At 74.9% G+C, this 16,899-nt stretch carries 10 protein-coding genes; 3 read left to right on the forward strand and 7 right to left on the reverse strand.

Annotation, left to right across the window (positions count from 1 at the left end):
• Window positions 1-498: 498 nt before the first annotated feature.
• From ACFVHB_RS38365 to ACFVHB_RS38375, 3 genes are all read right to left on the reverse strand, one after another.
• Entirely contained in the window at window positions 499-2,151 is a 1,653-nt protein-coding gene (locus ACFVHB_RS38365) for a protein kinase (protein ID WP_380332184.1), read from the reverse strand.
• Between the two features lie 59 nt (window positions 2,152-2,210).
• Window positions 2,211-3,002, reverse strand: coding sequence for a hypothetical protein (locus tag ACFVHB_RS38370; RefSeq protein ID WP_380332158.1), 792 nt, complete (start codon window positions 3,000-3,002; stop codon window positions 2,211-2,213).
• A gap of 185 nt (window positions 3,003-3,187) precedes the next feature.
• Complete coding sequence (locus ACFVHB_RS38375; RefSeq protein WP_380332161.1) at window positions 3,188-5,437, reverse strand: N-6 DNA methylase; 2,250 nt, start codon at window positions 5,435-5,437, stop codon at window positions 3,188-3,190.
• A gap of 292 nt (window positions 5,438-5,729) precedes the next feature.
• Here ACFVHB_RS38375 and ACFVHB_RS38380 point away from each other — a divergent pair, with 292 nt between their 5' ends.
• Window positions 5,730-6,365: a DUF4352 domain-containing protein gene (locus tag ACFVHB_RS38380; protein ID WP_380332164.1), complete on the forward strand. Its 636-nt coding sequence runs from the start codon at window positions 5,730-5,732 to the stop codon at window positions 6,363-6,365.
• 207 nt (window positions 6,366-6,572) lie between these two features.
• Here the strand turns inward: ACFVHB_RS38380 and mfd are convergent, their stop codons facing one another.
• Window positions 6,573-10,205, reverse strand: coding sequence for a transcription-repair coupling factor (gene mfd, locus ACFVHB_RS38385; protein WP_380332167.1), 3,633 nt, complete (start codon window positions 10,203-10,205; stop codon window positions 6,573-6,575).
• 701 nt (window positions 10,206-10,906) lie between these two features.
• On the opposite strand from mfd, the gene ACFVHB_RS38390 reads away from it, so the two are divergent.
• Window positions 10,907-12,220 carry a nucleotide sugar dehydrogenase gene (locus ACFVHB_RS38390; protein ID WP_380332170.1) on the forward strand — a complete coding sequence of 438 codons (1,314 nt, stop codon included), beginning with the start codon at window positions 10,907-10,909 and terminating at the stop codon, window positions 12,218-12,220.
• A 146-nt stretch (window positions 12,221-12,366) separates the two neighbouring features.
• Here ACFVHB_RS38390 and ACFVHB_RS38395 read toward each other — a convergent pair whose 3' ends face one another.
• Complete coding sequence (locus tag ACFVHB_RS38395; RefSeq protein ID WP_380332173.1) at window positions 12,367-12,783, reverse strand: beta/gamma crystallin domain-containing protein; 417 nt, start codon at window positions 12,781-12,783, stop codon at window positions 12,367-12,369.
• A 402-nt stretch (window positions 12,784-13,185) separates the two neighbouring features.
• Here ACFVHB_RS38395 and ACFVHB_RS38400 point away from each other — a divergent pair, with 402 nt between their 5' ends.
• On the forward strand, window positions 13,186-13,839 hold the full coding sequence (locus ACFVHB_RS38400) for a hypothetical protein (protein ID WP_380332175.1): 654 nt from the start codon (window positions 13,186-13,188) through the stop codon (window positions 13,837-13,839).
• A gap of 25 nt (window positions 13,840-13,864) precedes the next feature.
• Here ACFVHB_RS38400 and ACFVHB_RS38405 read toward each other — a convergent pair whose 3' ends face one another.
• Together ACFVHB_RS38405 and ACFVHB_RS38410 are read right to left on the reverse strand one after the other, a co-directional pair.
• A complete protein-coding gene (locus tag ACFVHB_RS38405; RefSeq protein WP_380332178.1) occupies window positions 13,865-15,244 on the reverse strand; it encodes a hypothetical protein in 1,380 nt (459 codons plus the stop codon).
• Window positions 15,245-15,509: 265 nt separating this feature from the next.
• The coding region (locus ACFVHB_RS38410) for an SUKH-4 family immunity protein (protein WP_380332181.1) at window positions 15,510-16,899 on the reverse strand (1,390 nt) is incomplete at its 5' end.

The following is a 16,899-nucleotide window of genomic DNA, read 5'->3' on the forward strand; positions in this document are numbered from 1 at the left end:
AACGCTACGCATCGCACAGGAAGTCGGACCTGCCGACTTCCCACTCCTCGTCGGGGTGGGGTGAGTGTGTAGGGCCCCGGAGAACCACTGCCCGGCGGCGGCGCCGGGGGATGTGGAGTGCAGCCGCCAATCGGGGCGCCGCGCACAGGAAGTCGGACCCGCCGACTTCCCACTCCTCGTGGGCGTGGGGTGAGCATGTGGTGCCCCCGCAGAGCACTGCCGGGGGCAGCACCAGGGCTGCGAAGTGCAGCCGCTAATCCGGGCACAACGCACAGGAAGTCGGACCTGCCGACTTCCCACTCCTCGTCGGGGTGGGGTGAGTATGTAAGGCCCCGGAGAACCACTGCCCGGGGCGGCGCCGGGGGATGTGGAGTGCAGCCGCCAATCGGGGCGCCGCGCACAGGAAGTCGGACCCGCCGACTTTCTGCTCCCCATTGGGGTGGGCCACCGCCCTGGGGGCTGCGGGCGGGAAGTCGGAGCCGTCGACCTCCCGGGGGGTCAGTGGGTGGGGGGCCAGGGGGTGGTGCGGGGGTCGGGGGGCTGGGGGGTATGGGTGATGCGGTGGGGTTGGAGGGTGTCGAGGTTCTGGCGGAGGCGGCGGACGGCCGGGTGGTGCGGGCCGTCGCGGCGTTCGCGGTCGAAGAGGAGCTGAAGCAGCCACTGCCAGGCGGCCTCGGCGTCGCCGGCCGCCGCGAGCAGGACGCCGATCCGCTCGCGCAGGTCGAACGCCCGCTCCGGGTCGGCGCCCGGCGCGGTGGTGAGCAGCGCGCGGTACTCGGCGAGCGCCTCCTCGGTGTGGCCGAGGCGGTCCAGGCATTCGGCGGCGCGGTACCGGTGTTCCTGGGCCTGCGGACCGAGCGGGCCTCCGTCCGCGGTGGCGGCGAGCCACCGGTACTCGGGGAGTGCCTGGGTGTAGCGCTGCTCCTGGTGGAGGGTGCGGGCGTAGATGGTCCGGATGGTGCGGACGAGCGGTGCGCCGTCGCCGAGTTCGGTCCGGGCTCGGGGCAGCAGCGTGGCGGCGAGGTCGAGCACTTCGGCGCGCCGGCCGGCGTCGACCAGGTCGGAGAGCCGGGCGCAGGCGGCCGCGAGGTCCGGTTCGCCGGAGAGCGGAGCACCGGAAACCGGAGCTGGCGCGGGAACAGGCACGGGCGCGGGCACGGGCACCGCGGCCATCAGGAACGGGCGCGGCTCCGCGCGCGGGGCCGGCGGAGCGGCGTCCGCCGCCGGCCGGGGCTGCGGCTGGAGCGGGTGGCGGTACGGGCGGGTGGGGTCGGGCAGCGGCCCGTACCGGGGCTGCGGGGCGGGGACGGCCGCCGGGAGCAGCGGGAGCAGCCGGGCGTGGACCTCCTGGGCGTCGGCCGGGCGGTCGGCGGGCTGCTTGGCGAGCAGGTCGAGGACCAGCCGTTCGAGCGGTGCCGGGACTCCGGGGCGCAGTTCGCGCAGCGGCACCGGTGGTTCGTCGACGTGGCGCCGCAGCACGCCGAGGGCGCTGGGGGCCCGGAACGGCTCCTCGCCGGTGAGCATCGCGTGCAGCAGGCAGCCGAGCGCGTACAGGTCGCTGCGCGGGTCGACGGTGGCGGCGAGTGCCTGTTCGGGCGCCATGTAGGAGGGGCTGCCGATGGGGACGCCGGTGAGGGTGAGGCGGGTGGCCTCGGTGTCGAGGGCGGTGGCGATGCCGAGGTCGAGCAGGACGGTCCGGCCGTCGTCCCGGACCATCACGTTGCTGGGTTTGAGGTCACGGTGGACCACCGGTACGGCGTGGACGGCGGCCAGCGCCGCGCAGAGCTGGGCGGCGACGGCGACCGCGCGTTCGACCGGGAACGGCGAGTCCTCGGCGATCAGGTCGGCCAGGCTGACACCCGGGACCCGCTGCATGACGAGGTACAGCTCGCCGTCGTCCTCGCCCGCGTCGAAGACGGTGACCAGGCCGGGGTGGTCGAGCGCGGCGGTGATCCGGCACTCGCGCAGGAAGCGGCGGCGGAGCTCGTCGCCGTGGCGCCGCCGCTCGGTGCCGCCGACGCCGGGGCCGTCGCCGCCGACGTCACCGAAACTGCCGGACGGCTCGGCGGGCAGGAGGTGGTCGGTGCGGAGCAGTTTGACGGCGACCGGGCGGTCGAGCCGTTCGTCGTAGCCGCCCCAGACCTGGCCCATCCCGCCGTGGCCGATCTTCTCGGCCAGCCGGTAGCGGCCGCCGATCACCCGGGGGGTGGTCACGGCCGGCCGCCCTCACGGGCCTGACGGCGCAGCAGTTCGCCGAGCTCGCGCAGCTCGTCGCCGGTCGTGTGGGCGGGTGCGGCACCGGGCGCGGGCGGAGCGTACCCGGGAGCGGGAGCGGGAACCGGGCCGGGCGCGGAGCCGTACGGCGCGCCCGGCACCGTCGGCGCGTACCCCGCCGCGGGGGCGGCCGGGTACGCGGGCGCGGCGGGCGGCGCGTAGTACGCCGCCGGGGCCGGGGCCTTGGGCCGGCCCGCGTCCCAGACCACCCGCAGGTCCATCGCCAGGAAGTGCAGCGGCGCGCCGAACCACAGCAGCATCATCGACACCATGCCGATGGTGTCCGCGGTGGGCGCGTCCTTGATGCTGCCCGCGACCCCGGCGCAGATCAGGTAGGCGGCGAAGAGTCCGGTGAAGACCACCGCGCCGATGACGTCGTAGATCCGGCGCCGGCGGATCGCCAGCAGCAGCGAGGGGATCACGCCGAGCAGACCGATCGTCACCACCGGGACCAGCGCCCACAGGATGCGGCCGAGCACGCCGAACGGTCCGGCGGCCATCCCGGGTCGCAGCGCCGGGATGGGGTGGGTCGGCGCGAGGGGGTACGGCTGGGCACCGTACGACTGGGCCGGGTACGGCTGGGGCGGCTGCGGCTGGGCGTACTGCGGCTGGCCGGCGTACGGCTGGGCTCCGTACGGCGCCCCGTCCGGTATGCCGCCGAGGGGCGCGCCGCCGGGGTACGCGCCGCCGGACGGTGGTCCGAACTGCCCGGGGTACTGCCCTGACATCTGCGCTCCTGAGCGGTGAGAACGGCGGCCGGCCTGCGGTACGAACGACCCGCACACCGTACCGCCAGCCACCGGCCGGGCGGAGGGCGTTCCACCACCGCGGGCCGCCCGCGGGAGGCGTCGACCTCGGGAGGCGCCGGGCCCCGGGAGGCGTCGGCCCCGCCTGGCGATCAGCCGCCCGGCGCTCAGCCGCCCGCCGGACGGGTGCCGGTGGCGAGGGCGTCGGTGAGGGCCTGGGTGAGCGTGCGGGCCAGGGCGGCGGCCTGCTGGAGGGTGGTGTCGAAGGTGTCGAGGCGGGCGAAGGCGGCGCCGAGGGCGCGCTGTTCGGTGAGCGGGAGGCGCGGGAGTTCGACCCGCCGGATGTCGAGGCGGGCGGTGGTGGAGGCATGGCTGGCGGCCCGGCGGGTGGCGGCGGTGGAGCGGAACTGGCCGGCCAGGAAGTCGGGGTCGAGTGCGGTCGGGTCGGGGCGCAGCAGGTGCAGCTGGCGGCCGAGCGCGGCGCCGGCGAGCGGGCTGCCGGGCCGGACCACCCGGGCCACGCCACCGCCGAGAGCGGGGACGAGGACGTCACCGGGGCGGACCCGGACGTCACCGGCGGACGAGCCGGCCGTACCCGCCGGATCGAGGACGGCGCTGGGCCCGTGGCCGGCGACGAGGTCCTGGTCGGTCAGCACGGGCGTGCCGGCGGGGTCCGCGCCGGCCGGACGCGTCGGCGCGCCCGATCCGGACGAGTGCACCTCCAGCGCCCCGCTGCGGACCAGCTCCCCGACCGTGACCACCGACGCCCCGGCCGCCCCGGCCGCTCCCGCCACCCCAGGCACCCCCGGCACCCCCGCCGGCTCCCCCGCCTCCGCGGGCTGCGGCAGCAGCGAGGCGGGCGCGGCCAGACCGGCCAGCAGCTCGGTCAACCGGCCGCTCAGGTGAGCGAGTTCGGCTGCCCCGCCGACCGGCGAGGCGGGCGGGACGTGGCGGGCCGGCGAGAGGTCGGTCTCGTCGTCGAGCAGGTCGATGGCGGCCATCGTCCGGTGGACGCCCGGGCGGTCCGCCGGCAACGGCAGTCCCTCGCGGGCGGCCAGGTCGAAGGCGCGCCAGGTGTCCAGGACCGTCCGGCGCAGCTGCGCCCAGTCGACCTTGTCGCGCCCGCCCTCCCCCGCGTCGGCGGCCGGGAAGGACGAGGACGGCGAGGCCGACGAGACGAACGAGGCGGACGAGATGGACGAGGCCGCGGCCAACGACGCCGAGGACGCGTCCAGCAGCAGCACCTGCCGGAAGTCGTCGCCGGGCCGCGGCGCGCGCAGCACCCACAGGTGGAGCGGCACCCCGTACGGCGGGGCGGCGCCGGCCGGCAGGGCGACGACGGCGCGCAGGGCACCGGACCGCAGCAGTTCGGCGCGGACCCGGCGCCCGGCCCGGCGGCCGGCGACGGTCGGCGGCAGGAGCAGCGCGGTGAGGCCGCCGGGGCGGGTGTGGGCGAGGCAGTGCAGCAGCCAGGCGAGTTCGGACTCGCCGCGCGGCGGGACGAGGCCGCCCGGCCAGCGCGCGTCGAACTGCAACTCGTCGTGGCCCCAGTCCCGTTCGTTGTACGGCGGCTGGCAGAGCACGGCTTCGAAGGTGTCGCCGGGGTAGCCGTCGGCCCGCAGGGCGTCGCCGGCCCGGACCTCGACCGGCAGGGGGCCGGGGTCGGTGGCGGGCGTGCGCAGGGCGAGCCGGAGCCCGGCGAGCGCGCCGGTCACCCGGTCCACGTCCTGGCCGTAGCGGCCGGTGGTGGACGGGAGGGCCAGCAACACGGCGCCGAGGCCGGTGGCCGGGTCGAGCACCGTGGCGGGGGCGCCGGCCACGGCGGCGAGCAGCTCGGCGGCCTCGGGCGGGGTGGGGCTGAGCTGGCGGGTGTTGGCCTCGGCGTACCGGGTGAGCAGCCGCTCGTACGCGCCCGGAGCGCCCGCGTCGTCGGCGGCGGCGAGTTCGGCGAGCAGGCGGGCCAGGTCCAGCTGGGTGGAGCCGAACAGGGCGGGGAGGCGGAGGGCGGCTGCTCCGTCGCCGAGGGTCCGGGTGGCGGTGTCGGCCAGTGCCCGGGGCAGGGCGGTGGCGAGCCGGGTGTCCGGCTCGCCGGCGAGCGCGGGCCAGCGGTCGGGGTCCCGGTGCAGCAGCAGGAGGACGGCGCCGGCCTGGACGAGCGGTGCGGCGGGGTGGCCGGCCGGGTCGCGGAGGGTCTCCAGCAGCTGCCAGACGCGCTCCAGCAGGGGCAGTTCGGCGATCTTCCCCTGCCCGCGGAGCCAGTCGGCCACCTCGTCGAGCGCGAAGGTCGGGCTGCTGTCGGTACCGCCGACCGGGCGGGGGAAGTCGGCGTGGCGGCGGCGCCAGTTGCTGACGGCCGCGCGGCCGACGCCGGCCAGCCGGGCGATCTCGACGGCGGTCACCTCGGGGCGGTCCGGCACGGGGGGCTCCTTCGGCGAACGCGGGCCAGCACGGGAGAAGGCGGGAGCAGACGAAACACGACGGGACAGCGCACATCAGCGCCACGGCAGGGCACGGCAGGGCACGTCAGGGCGCGACCGGACGAACTGTGACCACACAGCATAGCCAGCACGTCCACCCCCGGAGTTCACACGTGAACAGAGAGGTTTCCTAATAGCTCGTTGACAATGTTCACAGCGGATGATGTGATCTCCCCTGTCGACAGCGCCGCAGAGCGCGGCCGACCCGGACCCGAGAACAGGGGAGAGACTCATGTCCGTCACCACCACGCGCCGCCGCACCGCCAGCCTGCTGCTGGGCGCCGCCCTGATCACGCTCACCGCGACGGCCTGCGGCTCCGCCGGCGGGCCCTCCGTCGCCACCGAGCCGAAGCAGACCGCCGCCGCCACCCCGGGCGCCACCACGGTCCCCGGCGCCACCACCGGCGCCGCCAAGCCCGCGGAGTCCAAGCCGGCCGACGCGCCCAAGGCCGCGGCCAAGGTCGGCGACACCATCGCGCTCAAGGGCAACGACCCGGCCGACACCGCCGACGTGACCCTGGTCAAGGTGGTCGACAACGCCGAGGGGGCGGACGAGTTCACCCACCCCGCCGACGGCAAGCGCTTCGTCGCGGTCCAGTTCCGGATCAAGGCGAGCGGCAAGAAGGCCTACGGCGACGTCCCGGCCAACGGCGCGAAGGTGCTGGACGCCCAGGGCCAGGCCTTCGGCACGACGGTCGCCGACACCAAGGCCGGCCCGAGCTTCCAGGTCCCCGCCAACATCGCCCCCGGCGAGAGCGCCCTCGGCTTCGTCACCTTCGAGGTGCCGAAGGACGCCAAGCTCGACAAGGCCCAGTTCGGCCTCGACAGCGGCTTCGCCCCGCAGACCGGTCAGTGGAAGATCGGCTGACAGCCCGGTTCACAGGCCGCACGCGCCGGCCCGGCACCACACCCGACACGCAGAACAGCGGTCTCAGGCGCCATCGCCCGAGACCGCCGCTTCGCCGGAGGCCGCCACTCCGGAGACCCGCCGCTTCGCCGGAGGCCCGCCGCTTTGCCGGAGGCCCGCCGCTTTGCCGGAGGCCCGCCGCTCCGGAGCCCGCAGACCTCCGGCCCGCTACTTCTTCGCCCCCGCCAGGTCGTCGAACATCGCGGACAGGAACTCCCGGCACCACCCCAGCAGTTCCCGCCCGACCAGCGGCTTGCCGCCGATCCGGCCGGTGGACGGCCGCGGCACCAGCAGCTGCTGGGTGGCCGCCTTCACCTGGCTGCGCGGGTAGAGCCGGTTCAGCCGCAGCTGCTGCGACTCGCGCAGCTCGACCGGCCCGAACCGGACGTTGGCCCCCTGCAGCGTGATGTCCGCGATCCCGCAGCGCCGCGCGTACAGCCGCAGCGCCGCCACCAGCAGCAGGTTCTCCACCGGCTCGGGCAACTTGCCGTACCGGTCGACCAGTTCGTCGCGGACCTGCTTGATGTCGTCCTCGGAGTTGACCGCCGCGATCGAGCGGTAGGCCTGGAGCCGCAGCCGCTCGCCCGGCGCGTAGTCGTGCGGCACGTGGGCGTCCACCGGCAGCTCGATCTTGACCTCCAGCGGCTCCTCCTCCGGCTCGCCGCCACCGCCGGCCAGCGACTCGCGGAACTCGGCCACCGCCTCGCCGACCATCCGCATGTAGAGGTCGAAGCCGACGCCCGCGATGTGCCCGGACTGCTCGCCGCCGAGCAGGTTGCCGGCGCCGCGGATCTCCAGGTCCTTCATCGCCACGTACATGCCGGCGCCCATCTCGGTGTGCTGGGCGATGGTGGCCAGGCGCTCGTGGGCCGTCTCGGTCAGCGGCTTCTCCGGCGGGTACAGCATGTACGCGTACCCGCGCTCGCGGCCACGGCCGACCCGGCCGCGCAGCTGGTGCAGCTGGGAGAGGCCGAAGGTGTCGCCGCGTTCCACGATCAGGGTGTTGGCGTTGGAGATGTCGATGCCGGACTCCACGATCGTGGTGGAGACCAGGACGTCGAACTCCTTCTCCCAGAAGTCGACGACCACCTTCTCCAGCTGGGTCTCCCCCATCTGCCCGTGCGCGGTGGCGATCCGCGCCTCGGGGACGAGGTCCTTCAGCCGGGCCGCCGCCTTGTCGATCGACTCGACCCGGTTGTGGATGTAGAACACCTGGCCCTCGCGCAGGAGTTCACGCCGGATCGCGGCCGAGATCTGCTTCTCGTCGTACGGGCCGACGAAGGTCAGCACCGGGTGCCGCTCCTCCGGCGGGGTGGTGATGGTGGACATCTCGCGGATGCCGGTGACCGCCATCTCCAGGGTGCGCGGGATCGGCGTCGCGGACATGGTCAGCACGTCCACGTTGGCCCGCAGCTTCTTCAGCTGCTCCTTGTGCTCGACGCCGAACCGCTGCTCCTCGTCCACGATGACCAGGCCGAGGTCCTTGAAGCGGGTCTCGGAGGAGAACAGCCGGTGGGTGCCGATGACGACGTCGACCGAGCCCTCGAAGAGCCCCTCCAGCACGGCCTTCGCCTCGCTGTCGGTCTGGAAGCGGGAGAGCGCCTTCACCGTCACCGGGAAGTTGGCGTACCGCTCGGCGAAGGTGGAGAAGTGCTGCTGCACGAGCAGCGTGGTCGGCACCAGCACCGCCACCTGCTTGCCGTCCTGCACCGCCTTGAAGGCGGCCCGGACCGCGATCTCGGTCTTGCCGTAGCCGACGTCGCCGCAGATCAGCCGGTCCATCGGGACGGACTTCTCCATGTCCGCCTTGACCTCGGCGATGGTGGTCAGCTGGTCGGGCGTCTCCGCGTACGGGAACGCGTCCTCCAGCTCGCGCTGCCACGGGGTGTCCGGGCCGAAGGTGTGGCCGGGGGCGGCCATCCGGGCCGAGTACAGCTTGATCAGGTCGGCGGCGATCTCCTTGACCGCCTTCTTGGCGCGCTGCTTGGTCTTCGCCCAGTCCGCGCCGCCGAGCCGGTGCAGCGTCGGGGCCTCGCCGCCGACGTACTTGGTGACCTGGTCCAGCTGGTCGGTCGGCACGAACAGCCGGTCGCCGGGGTGGCCCCGCTTGGCCGGCGCGTACTCCAGCACCAGGTACTCGCGGGTGGCGCCCTGCACCGTGCGCTGCACCATCTCCACGTACCGGCCGACGCCGTGCGCCTCGTGCACCACGTAGTCGCCGGCCACCAGCGCCAGCGGGTCGATCGCGTTGCGGCGCCGGGACGGCATCCGGCGCATGTCCTTGGTGGAGGACTTCTGGCCGGAGAGGTCGGTCTCGGTGATGACGGTCAGCTTCAGCGCCTCGTCGACGAAGCCGTGCTCGATCGAACCGCAGGAGACGTGGACGACGTCCCGGGTCGGCGCCTCGGCGAGGTCGGCGACCAGCCGGGCCGGGATGCCCTCGTTGCCGAGCACCTCCGCCAGCCGCGAGGCCGGGCCGTGGCCCTCCGTCACCATGACGACCCGCCAGTCGGCGGCCAGCCGCTCCTTGGCGTCGGCGATCGCCCGCGCGGTGTCGCCCCGGTAGGCCTCGACCGCGTGCATGCCCAGCGTCAGCGTGTTGACGTCGAACTCCAGCACCGTGCCCACCGAGGCGTCGCTGGTCGCGAACGGGCTGACCGACCACCACGGCAGCCCGATCTCGGCGGCGTGCTCCCGCACCTCGGCGAGCGAGCGCAGCGAGGCGGCGGAGACGTCGATCGCCTCCAGGTCGATCGGGCGGTCGCCGCCGGCCGCGGCCGCCACCCAGGAGGCGTGCAGGAACTCCTGGCTGGTCGCGACCAGGTCGGCGGCCCGGGTGCGGACCCGCTCCGGGTCGCAGACCACGGCGACCGAGCCGAGCGGCAGCACGTCCAGCAGCAGCTCCATGTCGTCCACCAGGACGGGCGCCAGCGACTCCATGCCCTCGACCGCGATGCCCTCGGCGATCTTGTCGAGGATCTCGGCCAGCCCCGGGTGCTCGGCGGACAGCTCGGCGGCCCGCGCCCGCACCTCGTCGGTCAGCAGCAGCTCGCGGCAGGGCGGCGCCCAGAGGCCGTGCTCGGCGATCTCCAGCGAGCGCTGGTCGGCGACCTTGAAGTACCGGATCTCCTCGACGTCGTCGCCCCAGAACTCCACCCGCAGCGGGTGCTCCTCGGTCGGCGGGAAGACGTCCAGGATGCCGCCGCGGACGGCGAACTCGCCGCGCTTCTCGACCAGTTCGACCCGGGCGTAGGCGGCCGCGGCGAGCCGGCGGGCCACCTCCTCCAGGTCGTGCGACTCCCCGCGCCGAACGGCCACCGGCTCCAGCTCGGCCAGCCCCTTCACCTGGGGCTGCAGCACCGAGCGGACCGGCGCCACGATCACCTGCACCGGCCCGGCCGCCGCGTCGTCCGCCCGGGGGTGCACGATCCGGCGCAGCACGGCCAGCCGGCGGCCGACCGTGTCCGAGCGCGGCGAGAGCCGCTCGTGCGGCAGCGTCTCCCAGGCGGGGTACTCGGCGACGGTGTCGGGCGGCAGCAGCGACCGGAGCGAGGCGGCGAGGTCCTCGGCCTCCCGGCCGGTCGCGGTGACGGCCAGCACGGGGCGGCCGCGCTCCCCCGCCGCCTGCCCGGCCATGGCGCGGGCCAGCGCGGCGATGGCGAACGGCCTGGCGGCGGGCGGGCCGACCAGGTCCAGGTGGTGGCGGCCCCCGGCCGCGGCACCGGTGGCGGTCGCGGCCTCGATCGCCTCGGCGAGCGCCGCGTCCCGCGCGACGACATCGAGCAGTCCGGTCAGGCTCATCTGGAGTCTCTTCTTCGTCCCGTGGCTGGTGCTGCCCCGGGGCGGCGAAGGCTCGCCGGGGCAACGCGAACGGCCCGGCACGCCGAGCGGCCGGGGGTCTCCAGCCTACGCCGCGGCGCCGACGGGCACGCGGCGCACGGCCGGGCGCGGACCGGACGGGACGCCTCCGGCGGGCGTGGCGGCGTCCGGACGCGGACGAAGCACCGGGCGGGGGCTGCTGGCGCGGGCTGCCGCTGCGGGGCGGTGATCCGCCACGAACTGGACATACTCCTGTCACTACCCGTCCATGGAGATCGCGCAGCATGGTGTGCGTGCCCGCCGCACCCAACCGTGGGGGATGGCTGCGGAGGCACGGTCGCACACCCGATGGGGGTCGGGGGTGCGAGGCCGGGCGACCCTGGGTGGGGGCGCCCGCCCAAGCGCCGGGAACCGTGGCGTCCTTTCCTGGAGGGCGCCACGGGTCTCGGCCTCCTCCCGTTTCCGCGGGGCCGCCCGCTCCGCCACGCAGCCCGCTCGCCGCCCGCCGCCCGTCTCCCGCCGCTCGCCGCCCGCCCCGCCGCGCGGTTCCCGGAGCCGCCCGCCGTCCGCCTCCGATTCGCGCATCGGAGCACACGGCCGGTCGCCGCTCCCTACCCTGTGGGGAAGACCGTGTGGGACGCCCGGAGGGGCCAGGGGGCGTCGCGTGGAGGGGGTTCTTCGTCATGCGCGTTGTCATCGCAGGCCAGGGTTGCGTGGGGCTACCGCTGGCGGTCCGGGCGGCCGAGGTGGGGCACCAGGTGGTCGGCTACGACGTGGACGAGCGCCGGATCAAACAGCTGACGGTCGGCGAGTCCTACGTCGAGGACATCCCGGCCGAGCGCCTGCGGCCGCTGCTGGAGAGCGGCGCGTACCTGCCGTCGGCCGAGCCGGCCGACGTGGCGGACTTCGACATCGCCGTGATCACCGTGCCGGCCCCGCTGCGGGACGGCGTGCCCGACCTGTCGTTCATCGAGGCCTCGGCGCGGCTGTTCGCCCAGCACCTGCGGGCCGGGGCGACCGTCGTGCTGGAGTCCACCACCTACCCGGGCACCACCGAGGAGTTGCTCGCGCCGCTGCTCGAGGAGGGTTCCGGACTGACCGCCGGCCGGGACTTCCACCTCGGCTACAGCCCCGAGCGGATCGACCCGGGCAACCCGACCTGGCGGCTGGAGAACACCCCCAAGGTGGTCTCCGGCATCGACCCGGCGGCGCTGGCGGCGGTGGACGGCTTCTACGGACAGCTGGTGCAGCGGACCGTGCCGGTCTCCTCCTGCAAGGAGGCCGAGCTGACCAAGCTGCTGGAGAACACCTTCCGGCACGTGAACATCGCCCTGGTCAACGAGCTGGCCATGTTCGCCCACGACCTCGGCGTCGACGTCTGGGAGGCGATCGACGCCGCCTCCACCAAGCCGTTCGGCTACCTGCGCTTCACCCCGGGGCCCGGCGTCGGCGGGCACTGCCCGCCGATCGACCCCTCCTACCTGTCCTGGCGGGTGGAGCGGGCGCTCGGCCAGTCGTTCCGCTTCGTCGAGCTGGCCAACGACGTGAACCGCCACATGCCCGACTACGTGGTGCGCCGGCTCGGCGAGGCGCTGAACGACCGGCAGCGCTCGGTGAAGGGCTCCCGGATCCTGCTGCTCGGCCTCGCGTACAAGAAGAACACCGGCGACGCCCGGGAGACCCCGGCGGCCCGGGTCGCCGAGCTGCTGACCCGGATGGGCGCCGAGGTGCGGGCCGCCGACCCGCACGTGGTGGTCGGGGTGCACGTCCCGGAGCCGGTGATCCCCGGTCAGCGCGCGGCCGAGCAGGACCGGCACGGCGACCCCTTCGCCGCCGTCCGCCGGGTCGAGGCGACGCCGGAGGAGCTGGCGGCGGCGGACGCGGTGGTGCTGCTCGCCGACCACGACGACTTCGACTACGACGCGGTGACCGCGCACGCCCGGTACGTGCTGGACTGCCGGCGCCGGCTGACCGGCGGGACGGTGGAGGTGCTCTGACGGGGCGAGTGCCCTGACGGGGCGGGTGCTCTGAGGGGGCGAGTGCTCTGAGGGCGAGGCGCCCCTGACGGCCGGAGCAGCTCACCGCACGACGCGGTGCCGGGCGTCCGCACCCGCCCGGCACCGCGTGGGGGACCCCGCTCCGGCTACCAGCGGGAGAGGTTGATGTCGTACATCATCACCTCGTGGCCCTGGTGGCCGTTGAAGTCGTACTGCTCCCAGTTGAAGACGGTCCAGGAGCCGAGGCCGCCGCCGAGATAGGTGATGACCCGGTTGTTGCCCGCGTCGATCCGGTCGACGTTGTAGATGCGGACCGCCATCCAGCCGTCGTTCGCGAAGCACAGCTGGCCGCTGTAGCCGTAGTTGTAGACCTTCGCGAAATCGGTGCGGTTTCCGCAGTCGACCCGGTTCACCGCGTTCGCGCCGGTGGCCGGCAGCAGCGCGGCCGCGGCGGCGGTGAGAACGGCGACCGCTCCGGCCCGGCGGGCCGGCCCATTTCCGGTACGGCGTTCCCCGCGGGAACGCGCGGAGCGGGGATGTGCGGGATTTGTGCGGCGAATCATGAAACCCCTCCATCGGCAGCGATTGCGACTCCAGAGATTTACATGGGGGCCCGTCGCCGAACAGTTGATTTCCGGCCAAGCCGCACTCACCGTACAGGCGCCGGAACGCTCCGAAGCGGAATGCGCTAGGGTCCGAACAAGCTTGCCGCGCTTGAGGATCGGAGCAGAAGCTTGGTACGTCCACCCCATTTCGGACGATTCGCCGCCATCACGCTGGCGAGTGTTTTATCGACCTTTTTCGCGGGCTGTACCGGGTCCTCCGGAGGCGGCCCCGCGGAATCCACAATGACCCCGCCGCCGGTCAGCGCGCCGAAACCACCGGAATCCGGTCGGGCCGGAATGACCGGACTGCCGCTCTCCGCTTATCAGGCCAATGACCAGACGGCCGTGAAAGAGATTCAGGTGCGCAATATGCTGGTCGTCTCCTGCATGCGGAAGGCCGGGTACACCGCCTTCAGCGGCGACGGCCTCCAGGCGGCCCAGGCCCCGGACAACGCGACCGCCCTGCCGGCCGGCGCGTGGGGGTACCTCGGGACGGCGGTCGCCGCCGCCCAGGGCTTCCACCCGCCGAGGGGGAACCCGCCCCGCCCGACCGGGCCCGCGGCCGGCTCCGGCGAGGCCTACGACAACGCCCGGGTGGACTGCGACCGCCAGGCCGCGGAGCGGATCGGCACCCCGCCCGGGCCCGGGACGGACCTCGTCGGCCGGCTCTTCGACGAGTCGATCGGGGCCGCCAACCGCGACGCCCGGGTGACCGCGGCGACCAGGGAATGGTCCGCCTGCATGGCCGCCGCCGGCTTCCGGGCGGACGACCCGGCGGCGCTGCCGGAACGGTTCCGCGCCGCGCCGGAGGTCACCCCCACCGAGCTCGCCACGGCCCGCGCCGACGCGGACTGCACCGGTACGAGCAACCTGGCCGGGATCTGGTTCGCCGTCCTGGCCGGCTACCAGCAGCAACAGATCGACCGCAACGCACAGGCCCTGACCGCCCAGCAGGAGGCGGTCAGGGCCCAGGACGCGAAGCTCGCCCGGCTGCTGGCGGGCGACGGCTCCTGAGCGGGAGCCGTCCGCCGCCCGGCCGTCAGCGCCGCTTGTAGCCGACGGTGTTCGGGGTCGCGTAGTCGCTCCCGTCGTCCACGATCACGATCTTCGGGATGATCCGGGTCTGCTCCTCCGAGCGCCCCTGCCCCTCCGCGGTCGTGGCAGCGGCAGCGGCAGCGTCGGAGGACGGCGGCGCCGACGGCGGCGAGGACGGCCGCGGCGGCACCCCGGCCGGAACGGCGGGCGCCACCGGCCCCGGGGTGACCGGGCCCGGGGTGACCGCGCCGGGCACCACCGGCCCGGGGGTGACCGGCAGCACCTCGGTGGCCGCCTCGGTCACCGCCCCCGGCCGCCCGCTGCCCACGGCGTCCTCCTTGCGCAGGTTCGCGACCTCCTTGCGCAGGTCCGCCACCGAGATCTCGCCGGTGTCCGCCTCCGAGTCCACCAGCGGCACGTCCGCCAGCGGCACGTCCACCGACGGCACGTCCACCGACGGCACGGCGGCCCGCGTCGGCGCCGGCGCCTCCTCGGCGGGTTCGATCGCACCCACCGCCGCGCCGGTGAGCGAGGCGAGGGTGGCCTTGATGTGGTCCAGGTGCTGCTGCACCGTCTCCTGCCGGGCCGCGAACTCGCGCTGCTCCCGCTCGCTGGCCGCGTTGATCCGCTCGGCCTCGCGACGGGCCTGCTCGATCAGCTGGTCCGCCCGCGCCTGCGCCTCGGCGTCCGACTGCTTGATCTGCCCGAGCACGGTGTCCCGGTGCTGCTCGGCCTCCTTGACCCGGCGTTCGGCGGTCGCCGAGACCTCGCGCTCCTCGGCGTCGGCCTTGGCCTCGGCCAGGGCGAAGGTCTCGTCGGCCTTGCGGCGCAGCTCGGCGAGCTTGGCCTCGGCCTGCTCGGAGGCCTCGGCGGCCGCGACCCGCACCTTGGCGGCGTGCGCGGTGGCGGAGTCCCGCAGGGCCCGGATCTCGCGGTCGGCCTCGGCCCGGATCGCCTCGGCCTCCGCCCTGGTCCGCTCGTCGGTGCGCCGGGCGGCCTGGTCCGCCTCGGAGCGGGTGGTGGCGGCGTACTCCTTGGCGGAGCGGGCGAGCTCCTGGCCGCTCTCGTAGACCTCGTCCCGCAGGTCCTCGGCGAACCGCTCGGCGGCCTCGCGGACCGCCCGGGCCTCGTTCTCGGCCATCCTGGCCAGGCCGGCGGCCTGGTCGCTGAGCACCTGGTAGTCGGGTTCCGGGGCGTCGGCGGCGGCCTGCCGGATGTCGGCCAGTCGGCGCTCCATCTCCCGGATCCCGGCGCCGAGGACGCTCAGCCGTTCCCACGCCTCGTCCCGTTGGGCGGTGAGGGCGGCCAGTGCTCGGTCGACCTGCTCTGGCGCGTAACCACGCCTGGCAGCGGTGAAGCCGTACTGGGGGACGGCGTCGCTCATGGGCTCTTCCCCTCGTGTCGCGGGCTGCGGAGCCCATGATCGGACGGATCGGACGGATCGGGAACCGGATCGAGGACCGGGTCTGAATATCGACGGGGTACTGATCGGAACGTGGCGAGGACCGGACGAACAGACCGATCCTCTTGACCTATTTTGCGCAGATCGGGGCGAAACCCCAACGAGGCAGTGCCGCGGCGGCATGCCGAAGGGGTCGTTCCGGACACCGGAACGACCCCTTCCACCTGCGCGGATCCGTGACGACCCGCTACAACAGGCCGTCCCAGAACTGCTCAAGCAGAACGGCCCACCAGGTGTCCGCCGACTGCAGGGCCGCCGGGTCGATCGCGGCGAGCTGGGCCTGGAAGTCGGTCGTCCAGCGACCGGCCTGATCCGGCGTCAGCCCGTACCGAAGCCGCCACATCCGGCCCAGCAGGGCCAGGGCGCGGACGAACTCCGGTACACCGCTGTTGACGAACCGGGGCGGCTCCCCGGTTCCTTCGAGATCCACCGCGACCACGTGCGCGGTGCCGTACTGCACGCAGAGCTGCCGGCCGTAGTCGTTGCCGAGCACCAGGTAGCCGCCGAAGTCCGGCCCGCCGGACAGGCCGCGCTCGGCGGCCAGCTCGGCGAGCGTCGGGATCGGACGGCCCTCCTGGGCCTGGGCCCAGAAGAACGGGCCGAACTCGCGCGGCAGGCCGGCCCACATCAGGGTCTGCGCCACCGGCTCGGGGACGCCCTGCCGGGAGACGGCGCGCTGCTCGAAGCGGAACACGTTCTGGCCGAAGGCCTGGCCGAGCTCCTGGGCGAGCTGCTGCGGGGCGATCGGCGGCAGCGGCGGGACGGTCCCGGGCGCGGGCAGCGGCACCCGGAACGGGCGGACCCGCTGGGCCCCGGAGGCCAGCTGGTGCAGCTCGTCCAGGTGGTCGAGCAGCTGGGCCATGCCGGCCTGCCGGGAGTGGTGGTCGCGGCCGTAGTCGGCGGTGTGGGTGAGCCGGACGTTCGGCCAGGACGCGGCGATCATCCGGTTGCAGTAGCCGCCCGGGAGGTCGCAGGACTCCAGCTCGGTGTAGAGCTCCAGCACCTGCTCCGGCGGCACGTTCAGTCGGCGCAGGTCCTGCAGGATCTTCCACTCCGGGTGCGGGGTGCCGGGCTCGCTGCGGTGCAGCAGCTTCTGCTCGGACCCGTCCGGGCCCCGGTAGCTGAGCGCGGCGAAGTAGCCCGGGCCGACCGCGGGCACCCCGGGCGGCACCGGGGCGCCCTGCGGCGGACCGGGGACGGGCGCCGGCGGGACGGCCGCCGGGGCCGGGGCCGGAGCGGGGGCGCCGGGGCCGGGCGCGCCCGGGTAGCCGTAGCCGGCCGCGGGGGCGCCGGGGCCGGGGGCACCGGGCGGCGGCGGGACGGCCGGGCCGCCGGACGGCGGGGTGCCGGGGTCGAGCGGCGCGCCGAGCAGCGCCGGGTCGATCGCACCGGCCAGCTGGGTGCGCTCGTACGCCACCCCGGCGGCGGGCGTGCCACCGGCCGGGGCGGACGCGGCCGGCGGGACGGCCGGGGCGTCCGCGCCGCGCAGGCCCGCCGGCGGCGGGGGCGGCGGGGTGCTGCCCGCGTTGCGGCCGCCCGCGCCGCCGGCGGGGGTCTGTCTCGTATTCACATCTCCG

The organism is Kitasatospora sp. NPDC127111 (genome assembly GCF_042677465.1).
In the GTDB taxonomy this organism is placed as follows: Bacteria; Actinomycetota; Actinomycetes; order Streptomycetales; family Streptomycetaceae; genus Kitasatospora.

Coding starts and splice junctions, on each gene's coding strand:
- ACFVHB_RS38365 (WP_380332184.1), bottom strand. CDS start 2,151: ATGGGCCAGGTCTGGGGCGGCTACGACGAACGGCTCGACCGCCCGGTC.
- ACFVHB_RS38370 (WP_380332158.1), bottom strand. CDS start 3,002: ATGTCAGGGCAGTACCCCGGGCAGTTCGGACCACCGTCCGGCGGCGCG.
- ACFVHB_RS38380 (WP_380332164.1), top strand. CDS start 5,730: ATGTCCGTCACCACCACGCGCCGCCGCACCGCCAGCCTGCTGCTGGGC.
- mfd (WP_380332167.1), bottom strand. CDS start 10,205: ATGAGCCTGACCGGACTGCTCGATGTCGTCGCGCGGGACGCGGCGCTC.
- ACFVHB_RS38390 (WP_380332170.1), top strand. CDS start 10,907: ATGCGCGTTGTCATCGCAGGCCAGGGTTGCGTGGGGCTACCGCTGGCG.
- ACFVHB_RS38395 (WP_380332173.1), bottom strand. CDS start 12,783: ATGATTCGCCGCACAAATCCCGCACATCCCCGCTCCGCGCGTTCCCGC.
- ACFVHB_RS38405 (WP_380332178.1), bottom strand. CDS start 15,244: ATGAGCGACGCCGTCCCCCAGTACGGCTTCACCGCTGCCAGGCGTGGT.